Source organism: Candidatus Pelagibacter ubique HIMB140, from assembly GCF_025558165.1.
GTDB classification, from domain to species: Bacteria; Pseudomonadota; Alphaproteobacteria; order Pelagibacterales; family Pelagibacteraceae; genus Pelagibacter; species Pelagibacter ubique_T.
Map to the genome: position 1 here is coordinate 624,861 of NZ_LAMZ01000001.1, position 20,141 is coordinate 645,001.

Annotated in this window: 13 protein-coding genes; 9 read left to right on the forward strand and 4 right to left on the reverse strand. The window is 29.7% G+C overall.

Features of this window, described 5'->3' with window-relative positions:
• Positions 1-744, reverse strand: a complete 744-nt coding sequence (locus VP90_RS03475) for a hypothetical protein (protein WP_262589709.1) — start codon at positions 742-744, stop codon at positions 1-3.
• 38 nt (positions 745-782) lie between these two features.
• Between VP90_RS03475 and VP90_RS03480 the strand changes: the two genes are divergently transcribed.
• Genes VP90_RS03480 through VP90_RS03490 form a run of 3 tightly spaced genes read left to right on the forward strand, consistent with a single transcriptional unit; the run spans position 783 to position 3,783 of the window.
• Positions 783-1,295: an STAS domain-containing protein gene (locus tag VP90_RS03480; protein WP_262589710.1), complete on the forward strand. Its 513-nt coding sequence runs from the start codon at positions 783-785 to the stop codon at positions 1,293-1,295.
• Entirely contained in the window at positions 1,296-2,051 is a 756-nt protein-coding gene (locus VP90_RS03485; protein ID WP_262589711.1) for a prepilin peptidase, read from the forward strand. It begins immediately after the preceding gene.
• A 34-nt stretch (positions 2,052-2,085) separates the two neighbouring features.
• Complete coding sequence (locus tag VP90_RS03490; RefSeq protein WP_262589712.1) at positions 2,086-3,783, forward strand: tetratricopeptide repeat protein; 1,698 nt, start codon at positions 2,086-2,088, stop codon at positions 3,781-3,783.
• Here the strand turns inward: VP90_RS03490 and VP90_RS03495 are convergent.
• Both VP90_RS03495 and VP90_RS03500 read right to left on the reverse strand, forming a co-directional pair.
• Positions 3,780-4,841, reverse strand: a complete 1,062-nt coding sequence (locus VP90_RS03495; protein ID WP_262589713.1) for a putative zinc-binding metallopeptidase — start codon at positions 4,839-4,841, stop codon at positions 3,780-3,782. The two genes, VP90_RS03490 and VP90_RS03495, sit on opposite strands and share 4 nt — an antisense overlap.
• Positions 4,841-5,473: a hypothetical protein gene (locus tag VP90_RS03500; protein WP_262589714.1), complete on the reverse strand. Its 633-nt coding sequence runs from the start codon at positions 5,471-5,473 to the stop codon at positions 4,841-4,843. The genes VP90_RS03495 and VP90_RS03500 overlap by 1 nt, the downstream gene beginning before the upstream one ends.
• 51 nt (positions 5,474-5,524) lie before the next feature.
• Here VP90_RS03500 and VP90_RS03505 point away from each other — a divergent pair, with 51 nt between their 5' ends.
• Entirely contained in the window at positions 5,525-6,361 is an 837-nt protein-coding gene (locus VP90_RS03505) for an AAA family ATPase (protein WP_262589716.1), read from the forward strand.
• A 2-nt stretch (positions 6,362-6,363) separates the two neighbouring features.
• On the opposite strand, the gene VP90_RS03510 is transcribed toward VP90_RS03505, so the two are convergent.
• On the reverse strand, positions 6,364-13,407 hold the full coding sequence (locus VP90_RS03510; RefSeq protein WP_262589717.1) for an autotransporter-associated beta strand repeat-containing protein: 7,044 nt from the start codon (positions 13,405-13,407) through the stop codon (positions 6,364-6,366).
• Between the two features lie 113 nt (positions 13,408-13,520).
• Between VP90_RS03510 and VP90_RS03515 the strand changes: the two genes are divergently transcribed.
• Genes VP90_RS03515 through VP90_RS03535 form a run of 5 tightly spaced genes read left to right on the forward strand, consistent with a single transcriptional unit; the run spans position 13,521 to position 20,141 of the window.
• Positions 13,521-14,468: a LysR family transcriptional regulator gene (locus VP90_RS03515; protein ID WP_262589718.1), complete on the forward strand. Its 948-nt coding sequence runs from the start codon at positions 13,521-13,523 to the stop codon at positions 14,466-14,468.
• A gap of 17 nt (positions 14,469-14,485) precedes the next feature.
• Positions 14,486-15,037: an invasion associated locus B family protein gene (locus tag VP90_RS03520; RefSeq protein ID WP_262589719.1), complete on the forward strand. Its 552-nt coding sequence runs from the start codon at positions 14,486-14,488 to the stop codon at positions 15,035-15,037.
• Between the two features lie 54 nt (positions 15,038-15,091).
• Positions 15,092-17,038, forward strand: coding sequence for a CHASE2 domain-containing protein (locus VP90_RS03525; RefSeq protein ID WP_262589720.1), 1,947 nt, complete (start codon positions 15,092-15,094; stop codon positions 17,036-17,038).
• Between the two features lie 8 nt (positions 17,039-17,046).
• Positions 17,047-18,663: a porin family protein gene (locus VP90_RS03530; RefSeq protein ID WP_262589721.1), complete on the forward strand. Its 1,617-nt coding sequence runs from the start codon at positions 17,047-17,049 to the stop codon at positions 18,661-18,663.
• Positions 18,660-20,141 (forward strand): FecR family protein, encoded by a 1,482-nt coding sequence (locus VP90_RS03535; protein ID WP_262589722.1) that lies wholly within the window; start codon positions 18,660-18,662, stop codon positions 20,139-20,141. The genes VP90_RS03530 and VP90_RS03535 overlap by 4 nt, the downstream gene beginning before the upstream one ends.

Below are 20,141 nucleotides of genomic sequence, written 5' to 3' on the forward strand. Positions count from 1 at the left end.
TTAACCTAATCCTAAAGGTCCTTTGATATAATCATACATAGGAATTAAATATTCCAGGTAAGTTTCCATAAATGGAAAAGCCATTCCAACCTTATCTCTAAAAGGAACTAATACAACAGCGAAGACTATCAACAATAGTATTAATAAATAAAAAAGAAGCCTAGTTCTTCTTGCATCGTCAGATTTTTTTTTCTCATCCTCTAATTTTTTTTGCTGTTCTTTTTCTAATGATTTTGATGCTTCTTTAATTCTATCTTTTTTAAATAATTTTTGAAAAAAATTTAAATTTTTATCTCTGTCCTGGACAAAATCATCTAAGTTTTTATCCATCTCAGATTTTGAAGGTAAATTTTCTTCTTCATCTGTAAATATTTTAAAATTAGAAACATTTTCTTTAGCAGTTTCTTCAATGCTTTCTTCCTCAGTTACTTCGTCTGTATCTATTTTAGATAATAACTCCTCAGGATCATCTTCAGGTAAACTTTCATTTATATTTTCAATTTTTTCTTCAACAACTGGTTGTTTGTCTTCTATAGTTTCAGAAACTTGTTCATTAACAATCTCTGATTGGGGCGGCTCTAAATTTTCTGTAACTTTTTCATCAACTTTGGATACATTACCTTGGTCTGGATGATAAAACCAAACTTCAGAACAAGACCCACATCTTACTTTTGATCCTTCAGCTGGCATAACTCCATCAGCCAATTTGAACTTCTTTTTTCCGCAAATACAGTCGATAATCATATGTTGTAATTTAAAACTAATAATATAAAAAAATACATATGTCTATCGAACAAAAAATAGAAGGTAATATAGGAAAATTATTTCTTTCTGGTGAAATTGACTTGGACGGATCTCCCGAAGTAAGAGAAAATATAAAAGATTTGATTGATAAAGTTAACGTAATTGAAGTTCAATTATCAAAAGTAAATTACATAGACTCCTCAGGAATAGCAGCGCTTGTAGAGGGAATGCAGCTATCAAAAAGTAACTCAAAAGAGTTCTCTTTAACAGACGTTAGCAATGAGGTTATGAAAGTTATTAAATTAGCTCACTTAGACAAAATCTTTAAAATCAAAAATGTTACAGGTGCAAATGCAGCTGAAGCAAGCTCTGATCCTGAACCTGTACAAGAGCCAGAACCTCAGGCAAGTGAAAATGTTGATCTTTCACCAAATGAAGAAACACAAGCTCAACCAAAGGAATCTGAGCCAGAAAACAATCAAACAGAAGAAACAAGTCCTAGCATCAAAAGAGATGATGATGACGGAGACAAAATAAAATTTAAAAGGTAAGTGCTTACCTTATCACTGTTTATAATTGGATCAATTTTTGGAAGCTTCTACAATGTTTGTATATACAGACTTCCTAATGATTTAGATATTGTTTCAAAGAGATCTTTTTGTACAACGTGTAAATACAAAATACCTTTTTATTTAAATTTACCAATTATCTCTTACATAACAAATCTTGGTAAATGCAAAAATTGTAAAAGTAAAATAAATATCAGTTATCTTATAGTAGAGATTTCAACAGCAATCTTATTTGTCTATGCTTACAGTTTATACGGTCTTAGTTTAAAAGCTTTAGCTTTTATTATTTTTTATTCAGGATTATTAATAATTTTTTTTACTGACTTAAAATATTATTTAATTCTAGATAAAATAACTATCCCATTATCAATTCTTGGATTAATCTTTACTTTTTTTCAATACAATCCATTCGACGTTAATATATTTAGCTCTATCATTGGAGGAATAATTGGATATTTAATCATTTATTTTATTAGATTTTTATTTTTTAAAATCAGGAAAGTAGAAGGCATGGGATTAGGAGATGCAAAATTATTTTTAATGGTTGGTATTTGGCTTGGAATAAAATCAATTTATTTAATTTTAGCAAGCTCAGCTATAGCTGGGGCAATTATTGGTTCTTTGATCATTTATTTTTATAAAAAAGACAAAGATTTTCAAATTCCTTATGGATGTTTTATAGTCATTGCTTCTGCACTTTATCCATATTTTGGATCAGTCTTTTATAATCTTATTTAAAGATATATTGTTAGTTAACTGATTCGTTTAAAAAATGAATAAATCTCTAGTAGCTCAAAATATAAAAAAAAATTATCAATTATTAGATAATAGACAATATGGTCTTGCAGAACAAAATGCTTTCAACTTATTAAAAAATGATCCTAATAATCATGAAATTTATAATTTGATTGGCGATATTCATTATAAACAAAATAATTTTGATAAATCAATTTGGTATTATTTTTCATCGCTAGATAGGAATTTTGATCCTAAAGCTCTAAACAGATTAGGTACAAATATTTTCTTGCTGAATAATAACTCTGCAGCCGAAAAAGTGTTAACAAATCTTTTAGCTCATGACCCTACTTATATCGATGGTTATTTAAGTTTAGGTCTAGTTTATGAACAGAGTAAAAAATTAGAAAAAGCGATAGAGTGCTACAAGGCTGCAATCAAAATAGATTCTAAAGAAATAAAAGCTTACTTAAGTCTTGCAACTTTACATAAGCAAGATCAAAATTATGATGAAGCAATAAAAGTTTACCAACAAGGACTTATAAATAATCCAAGTAATCATTTTATTTTAAGTAACCTTGGAAACTTATTCTATCTTCAGCATAAGTACGAAGATGCTATAATCTGTCACCAAAGGGCTGTTAAGGCAAAACCTGACTCTCATGTAGTTCATTTTAATTTCGCAAATACACTACTGAATGCTGGTAAATATTCTGAAGCAATTGAAATGTACAGGAAGACAATTGAGTTAAACCCTAACTTTAATAAATCAAAAATTAATTTAGGAACTACTCTTTTATCAATGTCAAATTTTGAGGAGGGTTTTAAAGAATATAGTCACAGAATATATGAAGATAGAAATTTTAAATCAGTACTTCACAAAAAAAATTTAATATGGAATGGTCAAAATATTCAGAATAAAAAAATTCTAATTATTGCTGAAAATGGATTGGGTAACACTTTGCAATTTTCAAGATACCTTGAAACCTTGAGTCAGCTTAATTGTAAAATTGTTTTTCAGTGCCAAGAGGAATTGCATCATTTCTTTGAAGATATGGTTTTTATAGAAGAAATCATCAGCAATGAAAAAGAATATGATGATTATGATTATTGGATACCATTACAAAATTTAATCTATTTGCTTACACCAGATCTGAATAGCAATTGTCCATTCCCATCATCACTTAAAATTGATGATAATAAACTTCTTGAATGGGAAACATTAATCGCAGTTAATGATAATGTAAAAATAGGTTTAAATTGGAAAGGTAGCGGATTAAACCCGAGAGTTGCAAATAATTCAGTTTCTTTAAATAATTTTAAAAATATTACGCAAAATCCATTAGCTACATTTGTAAGCCTTCAAAAAGGTGGAGCTGTATCAGAAATTGAAAAATTTAAACTAGAGGAAAATATTGTTAATTATGATTTGTTAATGGACACTGGTTCAAAAATATTCATCGATACAGCCGCGATAATAAAATATTTAGATCTTGTGATAACAACTGATACTTCAATTGCTCACTTAGCTGGTACACTTGGTACTCAAACATGGTTATTATTGCCTAAAGTTTCTGATTGGAGGTGGTTTAACTCTAAAGATGAAACTATTTGGTATGATAATTTCAGAATTTACAGACAAAAAGTTCAAGGTGATTGGTCAGATGTATTTGCAAAAGTCGAAAAAGATTGCCAAGAACTGATTAAAAATATCAGTGATTTAAGAAAAACTTAATTTAAATTTTTCCAAAAATTTTTATTTATTTCTGGTGAAACTTTTTTAAGTCTTGAAATCATTAATTTTGTTTTTTTTGCTAATATTTTGTCTTTAGCAATGGCTTTTTTAAAATCTTTATGTTGAGTTATCATAAAAGTGAATAGTTCGGCTTTATCTTCTGCTGAATTATATCTAGCATATTTTGATATAAATCCCGCAACTGAAGTATCTATTCCGCTGCCATCTAACAAAGGTTCATCTGTATAATCTGTTTCATTGATCCTTTCCCATTCTTGATCAAGCTGGTTCAAAGACATAGATGAATCAATTATATGATAGAATTCATGATGAAATGTTTTTTGTAACCACTTTTTTTTAGTTTTTGGATTTTTAAACTTTTTGAAAGAAGATAAATTTAAGTAAAATACTCCTGGGGATTTATCAACATGACCTGGCGCTAGACCAGCAAGAGCATAACCAAGTGAATCTTCTACTACATCTTCACATATCATAACATATCTTAAACCAGAATTTCTTAGAAAACTAATTGGATAAATTTCAATTGCTTTTGAAATAAAATTAGTTTCATCTTTATGATTAGATTTGGTTTTTGCACAGTAAAATGTATCTTCTCTATAGTTTTCTTCACTAACTAGAATTGAAATTTCTTTTGTAGAAGTTATCTTTTTTGATTTGATGTATTTACCCAAAACTTTTAAACTTTTTTTTGAATTGTTATATCTTGCTAATCTATTGTATTTAGGATTTTTCTTTAATGTTCTAAACCGAACCAAACAGTCAACCCCACCATCATTTTTGCAATCTTTTAAAGCTTTTTGATCTAATTCATATTGGGATAAAGATCCCCATCTAGTATACAATCTACCTGAAACAGACTCTACAATACTACCTTTAAATTTTTTGTTTGTTTTTCTATTTTCTTTTATTGTGGATATATATTTTTTTACAAATTCTGTTCTCTCTTTGTAAGATTTTTTTACTTCAGCAGTAATATTACCTGCATATACTTTATTTTGAAAAAATATAATTAAGACAAGAACGACAAAAACTCTCATCAAACATTTTTAAAAAATTTTATACTAAAACTTGAAGATATGTCTCTGAATTGCTCTTCATAACATGATGCAAAAATTTCAATACTATTTTTTTGGGGAGCATCAGTTAGCACAAAGTTTAATGAATTATCTTTCGGTTCTTTCTCGATCAAATCAAAACTATTAAAATAATCCTTCCATAAAGAGATTTTTTCTTTGCATCGATTTAAGTCACCTTGCTTTTTGTTATTAAATGCAATTATTGAATAAACTTGATTTTGAGAATTTGTATAAAAATAATAATTATTAAAATGATTAGATAGCTTTTTTGGTTTAACTTTAAAACATTTGCCTTCAGCAAGATTATTTTCACATTCACCAATTATACTTAATTGATCTTTATTAAGTTCTGCTAAAAAAAACTGATCAAATATTTGCTCTAGTCTATTTTTAGGGAGCGCTACTTCAGTATTTTTTGGTTTTAATAATTCAGTTATATTAGAAACATCTAAACCCTCTTTTTCAATGGGTTTTTCTTCAAACATTTCTTCTGGCTTAGTTGTTTCCTCACCAGGCAAGTCTCCTGACTCACCAGCTAATAAAAAAGAAGTTGAAAAAAATAAAATTAAAAATGTTTGAATTATTAGTTTCATTTAAATAAAAAGATCTTAAATAAATTTTTAACTATAATTCTGTAGAAATCAATGAATGAAGATCTTGAAAAAAATCTAAACGAAATAAACAAATTACCTGGGTTAAAAAGAGTAAAGGAAGAGGTGAAAAACTTATTAGCTTTTCTTGAAAATTCTAAAGATAGAAAAGAACAAGGCTTAGGGGATGCAATGCCACTAACATACCATTTAATTTTTTCTGGTAATCCAGGAACTGGAAAAACTACAGTGGCTAGACTTTTGGCTAATATTTATAGGGATTTAGGAATTATTGCTGGAGGAAAACTTATAGAAGTGACCAGAAGTGATTTGGTGGTAGCAGAGAAAGGTAAAACAGCAGAAAGAGCAGCTGATAAATTTAATGAAGCAATAGACAACGTATTATTTATTGATGAGGCGTATACTTTATCAAATAAAAAAGATCCAAATGATAATGGTCAAGAAGCAATTGATGAATTGCTAAAGTTTATGGAGGATTATAGAGATAGACTGATAGTGATTGTTGCTGGTTATGAAACTAATATGAAAGAATTTATAGCTTCAAATGCCGGTCTAGCATCTAGGTTCAAAAGAAATATAATTTTTGAAAATTATAATGATTTAGAATTATACCAAATTTTCTATAAGCTTTGCCGTGATAACAAATACATGATTGCCAATGATGCAAGCAGTACAATTAAAAATACTTGTAAAAAAATTATAGAAATAACTGGCGATAAGTATTCTAATGCTAGAGATTTAAGAAGATTTTTTGAAAGCTGTATTCAAATCCAATCGGTGAGATTAAATAAAAAAGAGAGTAAAACTAAGTTAGATCTAATGATGATTAAAAAAGAAGATATTGAAAATACAATCAATAATTTTTCTTAAATTTAAACTCTTGAATTATATCTATAAGCAACAAATCTTCTAATAATCTCATAGAAAAGAATTATTAATGCTATAAAAGTTACAATTGGAATGTAACTTAAAATTTTAAGATATCTTGAATATAACCTTTCAATTGCAGATCTTTCATCCATTTGAATATCATGCAATCTGTTTGCAATTAAATGTATTTTAGGATCTTTTAATTGAGAACATTTATCCAATATTTGGTATAGTTGTAATTTGTTATAGTAATTAACTAATCTTTTTAGATTTTTCTCAATTGCATAACAATTTGCAAATAAGTTATTATAAACATCGTTTAAAGTAAGATCTCTTTTAGATGACTTAAGGATTTCATTGTTTAAACTGATATATATTTCCTCTACTTCTTCTTTTGTTGGATTTTCTTTTAAAACTATTTCAATATTTTTTTCAAAATTTTTGATTTTATCTTTAACATCTTCTTTAATATCTTCATTTATATTTTGATCAGGAAAAGTTGCGATAATAGTTTCATCTTTTCCTATTTCTTTATCACTCAATACAACTTTATTATTCTGCTCCAAACCTTTCTCAGATTTTATAGGAGGATCTTTTTTTGAAACAACTTTAGTTTGTTTCTCATTATCATTTTGATCTTGATCAGATTTTATAGGTATATCTTTTTTTGCGATCACACTTGGTATTCTTCCTTTTGCAAATTCACCAAAGAATTTTCTAAATGTTATTGAAAAAATATTGGAGCTGATGTCTTCTTTTGTATTTTCTAACAAAAATGCATTAGCCATAAGGCTTGTGTTATTCTCTTTATTAAGAAAATTGTACCCTACCCCTAAAGAATAATAGTCTTCCTTATCTCTTGGTAAGTCGTGATTAAAAGTAGAACCAGATGCAAATCTCGCTTTGTTTTCTGTTCCTTCGATAAAGTAGTCTCTAGATACAAAAGCTGCTAATTCCAACTGGCTTAATTTATTATTTTTTTCTGAAAAGTTTTTTGATACTGAAATTCCAACCTCAGGTTTGATAATAAAAAGATCTTCATTATCAACTGATAATGCTAAATCACCACCAGTTTCTTTTGTATCTCCCTTGAAAATATAACTGTAGTTTATTTTGGCAGATGGAGATATTTTATAACCATTAAAATCATACTTTGCTATATGCTGAGCTTCTAAATTTAAACCAACATCATAAAAGTCAGATTTATATTTGTCATCTACAGAGGTTCCAAATACTGATACATTTCTATTGCTGTTGGTCTTAGAGACAAAAGCGCTACCTAACAAATTAAATGCATAATCTTCATCATCAATTTGCTTAAACATTGATGCATGCATTGAATAAATTTCTGCATCACCATAATTATCATTGTAAGTTGTGTCTGTTTTTGAAATTCCTATTGAGTAACCATCAAAATTTATATCGTCTTTTTTAAATTGTTCTCCAAATAATATTCCTGTCGTATCAGAATTATATCCCGTGTAGCCTTCACCAATGTTGTCTCTTTTAGTATTTGTTCCAAAAGTTCTCAAAAATGAAGCACTATCATCTGACTCAAACCTTTCAAAAAATGATTTATTTTTATTATTTTTTATAAAACCTAAAACAGATACATCACTATAATCATAGTATTCACTGTATCTTTTTTTATCTCCATATAAACCTTGATCTTGTAATGATGCTAAAGTGAGCTCATTAGCTGTTGAAGTAAAATTTGTTACAAAGGTTGTATTTGAAAGAGACGTAGTATTAGCAACAGCTCTATTAAAATAATTATGATTAGTATTTGATTGAATAGATGATGTTGCAATAACAGTTCCTTTTAATTTATCTAATTCTGTATTTACTGAAGAAACTGTTGCGCTATCCAAAACATCTTTTACGTCTTTTAATGTTCCACTAGTTGCATTATCAAAAACTTTTGCAATGTCTTTTGATGATGAAACTGTTGTCGTGCAATTTATGTTACATGTACTAGCTGCTTCAGTAATTTGTAAAGAAACAGTTTTAGCCGAAGTATCATAGACAATATCCCAAGTAGCATCATTAAGATTACTCTCGTTGTTCATTGTCTCTGTTGAAAAAGTTCCATTAAATGTTCCACCGCCAGAAGCATCTACAATTGTATGTGTCACATCTGAGTAAGTGGTATCTTCAGGATATAAAGAAATAGTTCCTGCAAGCACTGTATTTCCATTAATTACTATCTTGTCTGCTGTTGTTGAATTAAATTCTATGTTTGTAGTATCGTCTGCAGATAGCGTTAAGTTACCAGTTATAGTAAGAGTGCCTATGCTATTTCCTGGTGCCAAAGTACCTGCGGTAGATGAAAATGTAACATTACGCCCTATAACACCACCTCCACTTAATGTACCTCCTTCTACACTAATATCTCTTGGAATAATGGTATTTGATCCATCACTTGCTGTTCCTACATATAGAGTGCCTGCGGTTAATGTTGTATCTCCGGTGAAAGTATTTGTTCCTGTTAAAGTTAAATCACCTGAACCAGATTTATTTAAATCTCCTGAACCAGATAATGTTCCGGATAAAGTTTGATTATTTGAAGAACTAAAAGTTAGTGTACCAGAATTTGATATGTTACCAGCGTACGATCCACTGTTTAATTGTCCGCTTATATCAATTGTACCAGCTGAAATAGTTGTATTTCCTGAATAAGTATTTGTTCCACTTAAAGTAAGAGTTCCAGAACCAGCTTTTGTTAATCCACCAGATCCTGATATTACACCAGAAACAGTTTTATTATTTGTGTCACCAGCAGTTAGAACTTGTGAACTTGCTATTTCAATATTTCCAGCTCCCTCAATTGAAGCTACAGTGTCACTTGCATCAACATCATATACTGCACCAGAAGCAACGGAAATAGCGGTACTATCTGATAAAGTCCCTGAAACAGTTAAAGTTCCTGAATTAATATTTGTATTACCTGTATAAGTATTTGTTCCACTTAAAGTATAAGTGCTTGATCCAGCTTTAGTAAAACCACCTGAACCGCTTATCACACCTGATAAAGTTTTATCATTACTATCTCCAGCCGTAAGTGTTTGAGAGCTCGCGATTTCAATGTTTCCAGCACCACTTACAGATGCAATAGTATCACTCGCATCTACGTCATAAACCGCACCTGAAGCAACGGTTACAGCAGTACTATCTGATAAAGTTCCTGAAACAGTTAAAGTTCCAGTATTTATAGTTGTTGAGCCAGAAAATGTGTTATTGCCACTTAAAGTTTGAGTTCCTGAGCCAGCTTTAGTTAATCCACCAGAGCCTGATATTACACCAGATAAAGTTTTATTATTTCCATCACCAAAAGTTAAAGTTTGTGAGCTAGCAATTTCAATGTTACCCGCACCATTAATCGAAGCTACCGTATCACTTGCATCTACGTCATATACCGCACCAGAAGCAACAGAAACAGCAGTACTATCTGACAATGATCCTGTAACAGTTAGAGTTCCAGCACTAACTGTTGTGGCGCCTGTATAAGTATTTGTGCCACTTAAAGTTTGAGTTCCTGATCCCGCTTTTGTTAAACTTCCAGAACCTGATATTACTCCCGACAAAGTTTTATCATTACTATCTCCAGCAGTTAATGTTTGTGAACTTGCTATATCAATTGTACCTGCTCCAGCTAATGATGATATAGTATCGCTTGCGTCAACATCATAAGTAGCGCCACTTGAAACCGTTACTGCTGTATTGTTGTCAAGAGTTCCTGTTACAGTTAAAGTTCCAGCACTGATGGTAGTAGTACCGTCGTAACCATTTGATCCAGTTAAAGTTAAAGTTCCACTTCCAGATTTAATTAAATTATAAGTGTTTGATCCATCATCAATTGCTGCCATTGATACAGCACTATCAATACTAGCTGTAGTATTTCCAGTTAGAGTATTAGTTCCTGAAAAGGTAATTGTATTGCTATCTCCACTATTTCCTAAAGTTATTGAACCCTGTAAATTTAAATTTTCATCAATTGTAAAATCACTTGCATCTGACGTATAAAATTTACCTCCAGTCATTGTGATAGCGCCTGTACCAAAAGCATCATTATTTCCATACTGAATAGCACCAGCAGTAACTGTAGTTCCTCCAGAATAAGTACTACTGTTCTCTGCAAAAAAAGTACCAGTTGCTGACATTGTCAAAGTTCCAGAATTCAATACTAATCCACCTGATGGTCTTATTGTTCCATCGCCACCTATAATAGTTAAATCATAATTGTTGGCTCCAGCAGTTATACGACCACCAAATGTTAAATTTCCATCATCTATATTTATCGTAGTATCTGAACCAAGAGTAGTAGTGCTACCTGTTAATGTAATTGTTCCAGAAGTATTTGCTGCTTGTAAAGCGCCACCATTACTCACACCACTTCCATTTAATGTTAAGCTCTCATTAGTAATCGTAATTGCATCAGTTATTTTTAAACTTGCACCATCTGCAACAACTGTTCCACCACTTGATGACCCTAATGAATACTGATCTGATATTTCTAGAATACCTGCATTTACTGTAATTGTTCCATCATTCTGATTAGCTCCACCCAAGACTAAAGTACCACTTCCAGATTTAGTTAAATTACCAGAATCTGTAATGATACCATCAAAGGTCATTGTATTGGATGATGCTACATCAATTGTGCCATTACCAGTTAACGTAATTCCTTTATTCGCACCTAAAGTAAAATCATTTGTAGCACTTAAAGTTCCACCATTAAAAATTATATTATCTCCATCTACACTACCTGGCGTTGCTCCTAAATTAGCTGAACTTGAAACACTAATAGTTCCATTTGTAATAGTTGTTGAACCAGAATAGGTATTTGTACCTGAAAGAGTTAAAGTTCCACTACCTGATTTATTTAAAGCACCAGTTCCTGAAATCACACCTGCTAAAGTTTGGTTAGATGATGAATCTACTGTTAAAGTTCCTGAATTTGCAATTACACCATCATAATTTCCACTTTCAAGCTGACCTTGAAGTGTAATACCTCCTTCGGAAATAGTTGTATCACCAGTATATGTATTTGTTCCACTAAGAGTTAATGTGCCAGTTCCAGTTTTTGTAAGTCCTCCCGATCCTTGAATGACACCTGAGAAAGTTTTGTTTGTAGCATCCCCTGCTGTTAATGTTTGACCACTTGCAATATCAATTGTTCCAGCTCCATCTATAGATTTAATTGTATCGCTAGCATCAACATCATAAGTAGCTCCAGATGAAACTGTAATTGCTGTATCGTCAGATAAGGTTCCTGTAACATTTAATGTTCCAGCGCTGACTGTTGTTGCACCTGTATATGTATTTGCTCCACTTAAAGTTAAGGTTCCATCACCAGTCTTTGTTAAAGGACCAGTTTGACTAATTACACCACCATAGGTTAATGTTGTTGATGCATTAGTATTAATTGTTCCTCCACTACCAACAACCATAATTCCTTTATTTGAACCTATTGAAAAAGAGTTTGTAGTTTGAAGTGTTCCATTATTTAAAACTATGTTGTTATTTGTAACAGATCCAGGTGTTGCTCCTAAACTAGATGAGTTTGAAGCAACTACAGTTCCGCCTTCAATTGTTGTTTGGCCACTATAAGTATTTGTTCCTGTAAGTGTAAGTGTTCCTGAACCAGTTTTAGCTAAAGTTCCAGTACCTGAAATTATTCCAGCTAAAGTTTGATTTGATGATGAATTAATTTTTAATTGACCAGAGTTAGAAATTGCTCCATCATAATTCCCGCTTTCTAATTGTCCTTGTATATCAAGAATACCAGCAGAAATTGTAGTATTTCCTGTATAAGTATTTGTTCCACTTAATGTAAGAGTTCCAGATCCTGCTTTAGTAAAATTTCCTCCTCCTGAGATAACACCTGATAAAGTTTTATTATTACTATCTCCAGCTGTTAATGTTTGTGAAGATGCTATATCAATGTTACCTGCTCCTTCGATTGATGCAATTGTATCAGTTGAATCCACATCATAAGTTGCACCTGAAGCGATACTAACTGCAGTGCTATCAGATAAAGCTCCTGTTACTGTAAAAGTCCCAGAATTAATAGTTGTTGCTCCAGTATATGTATTATTTCCACTTAATGTTCTTATGCCATTTCCTGATTTAGTAAGACCACCGGAACCTTGAATTATACCGCTGAAAGAGGAGTTCAAAGAAGAATTGGTAGTTAATGTTGTAGAACTAGCTATATCAACAGTTCCTGCACCACTAAAATAACTAATTGTATCACTTGAGTTTACATCGTAAGTTGCACCACTATCTACTTGAACGTAACTACTATCACTTAACGAACCTGAGACAGTTAAAGTTCCACCTTTTACAGTTGAAGAAGAGTGTGAATTTGTACCACTTAAAACTAAAACTCCATCTCCAGATTTACTTAGAGCTCCACTACTTATATTTCCTGAAATAGTCGAAGTTACACCAGTAGCAGTATTAAATGTTTGATTTTGTGAACCTAAATTTAAACTTCCTGAAATTGTATTATTACTTTCAGAGGTTATGGTCCATTTATCATTTATGATTGAAACTGGGCCTGATAAAGTTAATGTTCCATTGTTTGTCGAGTTACCTAAAGTAGTATTTGCTCTAATTACAATGTTATCACTTACTTCTCTTGCAGATGTATTATTAGAGCTTAATGTCCCACCATCTATATAAATAATGTTTCCACCAAAAGCATTATCACTACCTACTTCCATTGTACCTGCAGATAAAACCCAGTCTGCACTATGACCGCTATTATCTCCATTAAGCTCTATTACACCTGCTCCAGCTTTTGTAAGGTCAACTCCTCCACTAAGAGAACCATTAATTGTAAATGTAAATCCATTTAAGACATTGTAAGTTCTTTCCCCTACACCAAAAGTATCTGTATCAAGATCACTATTAACTGTATCATCTTTAGAAATAGTAACTGTGTCAGCAAGAGATTGTTTAATAAGAAAAAATATAATTAAGAAAAAAAATAAAAAAAATTTTTTTGCAAATTGAATATTTTTATTAAATTCCCTCAACATATAATTGTTGTAATGTATTGATCCTTTTGAGTTATTTGAATACAACCAATGATATATAATATTAGTTATATATACAATTTGATTAAATATAAAAAAATTCTATAAATGCGATTATGAGTAATCAAGAGTTCTTAAACCCTAAGTTTTTAAAGTATTTTATAACTGTTGCAGATACTGGAAGTATATTATCTGCAAGTTCGAGTTTAAATGTTGCTCAACCTTCAATTACAAGATCTGTACAAATTATTGAAAACAGTTTGGGTAAAAAATTATTTATCAGAACAAAAAAAGGAGTCACTTTAACCAAAGAAGGTGAAATTTTTTACATGAATGCCAAATCAATTTTGGCGTTCAATGATAAAGTTATAGAAAATATAAAATCTATAGAATTTGATGATGACAGTAAAAATAATGATCAAATTACTTTTGGTATTCCAAGTACTCTTACCTATTCCCATAAACAAAATATACTTTGGTTAATTAAAAAAAATAATCCTAAAGTAAGAATAAAAGTTATTGAGAGTGATAGTTTTGAAATGATTAATCTAGTTGAAAAAAATAAAATTGATTTTGCAATAAGTTGTATCAAATTTTCAAATGATAATATTGATAAAGTCAATTTATATGAAGATCCGTTTTGTGTTGCCTTTTATAAGGGACACCAATTTCAAGATATTAAAGAAGTCAGTATTGATATGGTTCGAAAAGAAAAAAATTATATCTTTAGAAATACTTGTGAATTTTTTTACTATGATTATTTAAAGAATAAAGGTTCCTTCCCAGACTTTAAAGAAATCCAAAAAAATATTAAAAAAAGAAAGCAAGAAAATAATGATAGAGATGTTGTTTTTACTGATAGTGATACAACAGCAGCCTCTTGTATTAAAAGTGGTTTAGGGGTCGCAATAATTCCTGAAAGTGTAGCAATTGATCATAAACTTTTATTCACTAGAATAAATAAACCTCAAATGAATAGAGATATTTTATTTATTCAAAATAAAAATAATAAAAAAAATATTAATACAACCAATGAAGCTTTAAAAAATGCTTTATGGTTATAACGACTGGAGATTAAAATATGAGATTATTACTAACTTTTATATTTATATTCGTATTTAATTTAAATTTTACTCATGCAGAGCAAAGTGAAGAAAAAGTACCAACTGTTACTACAAAACAGTTTAGAGATTGGACTTTGCGATGTGTTACTGAAAACAAGAAACAAAAATGTGAAATTGTACAATTTTTACAAGTTAAAAATTTAAATCTACAATTTACAGTAGTGTATTCTGAATTTTTAAATAATAAAAATGAGTTAAAAGAATTAATTAATATAATCACTCCATTAGGTGTTAATGTTCAAAGACCTGCATCAATAAATTTTCATAAAGGAACTGCTGTTAATTTACCTTTCATAAAATGTGAAGTTGTTGGATGTATAATATCAATTTCAAATGATACTACCGATCCTGCGATAGAGAGTCTTTTTAAACAAATTAAAGAAGCAATGAAAAAATCAATCTACTTTGAAATTTTAGTTGATGGATTTAGAGAAAAGCCATTTTTAATTAAATCTTCATTACAAGGTTTTGAAGATGCGCTTACTGAATTTGAAAAACAAAAAAATTAAAAATTTGTGAAAAATTTAAAAAAATACCTTGGGCTTATTTTTCTAGCGCTGTTAGTGCTAATTAAAATCCAGGATAGTAATTTTGTTAAACGAATAGAGAATATCTCATATGATATTTACCAGTCTATTTTTGAGGAAAATAGCGAGTTTAATGATGTTTTAATCGTTGATATTGACGAGAAAAGTATAGGTGAAATAGGCCAATTTCCCTGGAGAAGAGACGTTTTTGCCAACCTTGTTGACAAATTAGAGAATTTGGAAGCATCAGTAATTTCATTCGATATTTTTTTTAGTGAAGAAGACAAACAAAATCCTAGCAAAATATTAGGAGAACTTAATATTTCTAATGAAGGAGTATTAGACTCTGACCAATCCCTAATTACTGCAATTCAAAATTCAAATGTAATACTGCCAGTTTTAGGAGACATTTCTGTTTTTGATAAAATGAATAATTCTAAACCAAAAACAAACTTTATATCAAGAGGAGGTGATGCAGAAAACTACTTATATAATTTTAAAAATAAAATCACTTCACTTGAAGTTATAAATAATGCAGCAAAAGGTATAGGTAACATTTCATATCTTGATAATCAGGATGGTGTCTTGCGGTCATTACCAATTTTACTTAAAATCGATGGAGATATCTGGCCATCACTAAGTTTAGAAACATTAAGATTGTTACATAAAAATAAAAGTATTTTAATTCAATCATCAGAAAGTGGAATAAAAACAATTAGAACCAAGAACTATAGTTTCAATACAGATCCAAACGCAATAGTGCATATCAACTATAAAAAATTTGATAAAGATAAATACATTTCAGCTATCGATATTTTAAATGACAAAATTAGTAAAAATATAATTAAAGATAAAATAATTTTAATTGGAAGCTCAGCACAAGGTTTATTTGATTTTGTTAAAATACCTAGTGGAAAAGTTATCCCTGGAGTTGAAACACATGCTCATGCAATTGAAAATATTATAAATAACGACTTTATAATTAAAAACTTAAAAACAGACATTATTGAAATAATTATATTATTAATTTCTTTAATCTTAGTATTAATAATTCCAAAAAAAGTGAATCCAAAACTAAGTATAGTTTTTTTTGTAGGCTTATGTGTATTTCTAATAACTTCTAGCTTAGTCTTTTACCAATTTAATTATTTTATAGATGTATTTTACACTACTTTAGGCTCTGCATTTCTATTTTTAGTTACTCTGTATTTTAGATATCTCCAAGAAAATGAAATAGCTATTGAAAATGAAAAAAAACAAATAGTTTTAAAGAAAGAAAGAGAAATTGCTGGTGAGGTACAAAAAAAATTATTTCCGAAAGAATTTGAACAAAAAAATATTCTTTATGCAAAGAATGTTCCTGCGCGAGATGTTTCTGGTGATTACTATGATTACATAAAAATATCTGAGGATGAATTTTATTTCACATTAGCAGATGTTTCTGGCAAAGGAGTTAAGGCTGGAATACTGATGGCAAATGCTGCAGCTGTTTTTAGATCGATGGCAAAACTTAATAAAGAAGTATCTACAATTGCAAGATACATTAATAATCAAGTTGCAGACTCATCTTATCAAGGAATGTTTATAACTGCAGTTGTAGGAAAATATAATATTAAAGAAAAAAAAATAGAATACATCAATCTTGGGCATGAACCAATTATGGTTTATGACGAAAATTTTAATTTTGAATATTATAAATCTACACTACCTCCGCTTGGAATTATGGCTATGGATAACGATGATTTCTTTCAGACAAACGAAATAAGCTTAGTAAATAAAAATTTAGTTATCTATACAGATGGTGTTACAGAGGGATACTTAGAGAATAATCAAGAATTAGAGGCAAAAGGTGTAGAAAAGGAAATTATTGATAACAAATTTAAGTCGCCAGTAGCAATTATTGAGCATTTAAGCAATATTTTAACCAAAAGAAAAGAGCCTTTAAGAGACGATATCACCTGTCTGATCATTTCTGGATTTTAAGAATTGTTATGAGAATACTGATCTTTCTTTTTATTATATCTATTTCAATCACTAAGGTTCATGCAAATTTAGTTTTAAGTGAAGTTTTAAATAAACCAGAAGATCTTGAACAAGCATTTTTATTTGTAGAGCAAGAAAAAGATAACAAAGTTAATGAAGCAATTTATGCGCTCGAAGTTTTAAAGAAAGTTTACCCAGAAAATTTAGAGATTAAAATAAAACTATTTTATCTTTATGAAAAAACTCAAAATGAGACAGGGTTAAAAAAAATATTAAATGAGTTAAGAGAATTTGAAAACGTTCCAAGTTATATTGCAAATAAAATAAATGAATTAATTGTTTCAGAAAATAAATCTGAGAAAGAAACTTTACAAATATCAAATGATAGTTCCAAAGGAATAAAATATTCTGAAATTCTTAATAATCCAACAGATCTTGAATTAAATTTAAGATTTGCAAAAGAACAAGAAAGTTTAGGAAATTATAAAACTGTTATTGCAACTTTAGAAAGACTATCAGATCTATACTCAGAAAATTTAGATTTAAAATTATATTTGTTGTCAATATCGTTAAAAATAGATTCTAAAGAAAGAACAAAAGCAATTATTGATGAAATAAAACAGAGTGAAAAATTAACAGCTGATATCAGAGAGCAACTTAACTCACTAACTCAAACTTTAGAAAATCAGAAAAAACCAAGAGATGAAAACGACTGGATTAGATATATAGATTTTGGTGTTAATCTTGCCGAAGAAAATAATGTTAATACTGTTTCAAATTCAAAAACATTATATATCAGTGATAGTTTAAGTAATTACGCTGCTGATACTATTTACGATGATTCTTATAGTGACATCTTTATAAGAACAGGTGCTTTTAAAAAACTATCTGATACTTCTAATTTAAGTTTAAGTTTAGGTAAAAACGTAACTAGACAAAATAGAGACAAGAATAAAGAAAATGATCTAGATTCTTTGTTTGTTAATTACAATAAACAATTCAATAAAAATTATACGTCCGCTTTCTTTTCAATGAATAACAATAATTTTGTTAATGATGCTGAAAATGTAATTTATAATGTTACTCTTGAAAACAGATATCTAACTAAACCAAATCAAAATCTATTAGTATCTTCAAATATGGGTATTACAGATTATAGAACAGATACTACTTTTAGTTCAGCAGATAATAAAAACAATACTTATTATGGACTTGCAGCGGGTTATGAATATTTTTTGAGCAATACCAATAATATAAAATTTAAATTAGGTACAAATCAGTATAACGCTAAGCTAGACTCTTATGGATATGAAAATAACTTTTATACTATTTCAAATTCGGGAAAAATTGGATTTTTAAATTATACAATTTCACATTCAAATAACTCAAATAAATATGATAAATCTGACACTTTCGTAAAAAGCGATACAGTCAGAGATGATGAGATTGTAACAAATAGTGTTACACTTTCTGGAAATTTAGAAGAACTAATAAAGAATAGGTATATAAAGAATGTTTTTTACAATCTTTCTTATTCTGATATAGAGTCGAGCTCAAATATCCTTAACTACGACTACGATAAGGAAATAATTAAATTTGGATTAACAAAAAGGATGATGTTTTGAAGAAAATATTGGCTCTAATTTTAACCCTAATTTTTATCAGCCATTCAGTTGCTGATGAGAAAATTGTAGGTGCAATTACATTATCGATTGGAAAAATTACCAATCAAAAAGGAGAAATTTTAAAAGCCGGAGATAAAATTTTCTTTGGAGACGAAATTATTTCTGATGGAAAATCTAAATCTCAAATAATCTTTTTAGACGAGACCGTTCTTACAATCGGAGAAAAAACATCAATAACAATAGATGAATTTGTTTTTGATCCAAGTACATTAGACGGCAGTTTTTTAGCAACACTTAATGAGGGAAGTGTAAAAGTTTTAAGTGGATTAATTAACCAAAAGAACCCTGAAAAATTAGAAGTTAAAACTGCAGCAGGAACAATAGGTTCAAGAGGTACAGAGTTTCAAACAATTATAGATGAAGAAGATAATGCCCAAGTATTGCTGATTGGTCCAGGAGAGGATAATACCTTAGGATTACGACCAGGTGCGGTAGAAGTTGCAAATGAACTTGGGAGTGTATTATTAGATACACCTTTTTCATTCACACAATTGTCTTTAAACCAAATTCCAACTCCTCCAGTTGAAATTACACAAGAGCAATTACAACAATTCCAAAATTTTTTAGACGTTAAAGCAAATCTTGATGTTCAAGAAGTAGAGAGTGCAATTAAAGAAGGTTTGTTTGATGATCAACAAATAAGCGGAAATGAAATAATAGGCGAAATAGTAACCACTGCTTTGAATTTAAGTGATGGAGGATTAACTTTCGATCAAATAGCAGAAGTACTCGGTGTTGATGTTGTAGATATTATTGGTGAAGAAGGTCAAGCTGAATTTGAAAACGAGTCAGCAGAAAATCAAATTGCAATGGCAAATGCTGAAGGTGGAGACGGTCTAGCATATATTTTACGTTATGGTGGTACCAATTTAGGAGAAACTAATTATGGAGATTTTCAAGGTATAACTTCTGGAACTTACACTTATACAGGTAACAACATTAACATGGCAGCAACTAAAGGAACTGGTTCTGGAACGTTTAGTGGTGTAACAACGGTTAACTTTGCATCTCAAACAATTAATAATACTTATTCAGGAACATTGTCTTTAGATGGAAATGCTAATGTAGATTTTAGCTATTCTTTTACAACTGATTATTCTAGTGGATCTGCATCTACATCCATGTGGGGAACTAATAACGGAATTTTTAGTATAAATAATTCAAACGGTACAACTGCTACAACTACTAAATCAGGTGATGCTGGTTTTGATCCATCAGACTTTACTTCAGCTGCTGGAAGTTATTATGCTGATGCCGCAACTGATTTCTTTAATGTTCAAATGAATGGATCTCCTAATCCATCAACTGGTTCAGTTGCAACAATTGCTTTAAATGTTTCTGATTATAATGATGCAGCAACTGATACAGAAAATACTATAGATGGCCAAAGAACTGGAATTATGCCATCAAGAAATTAA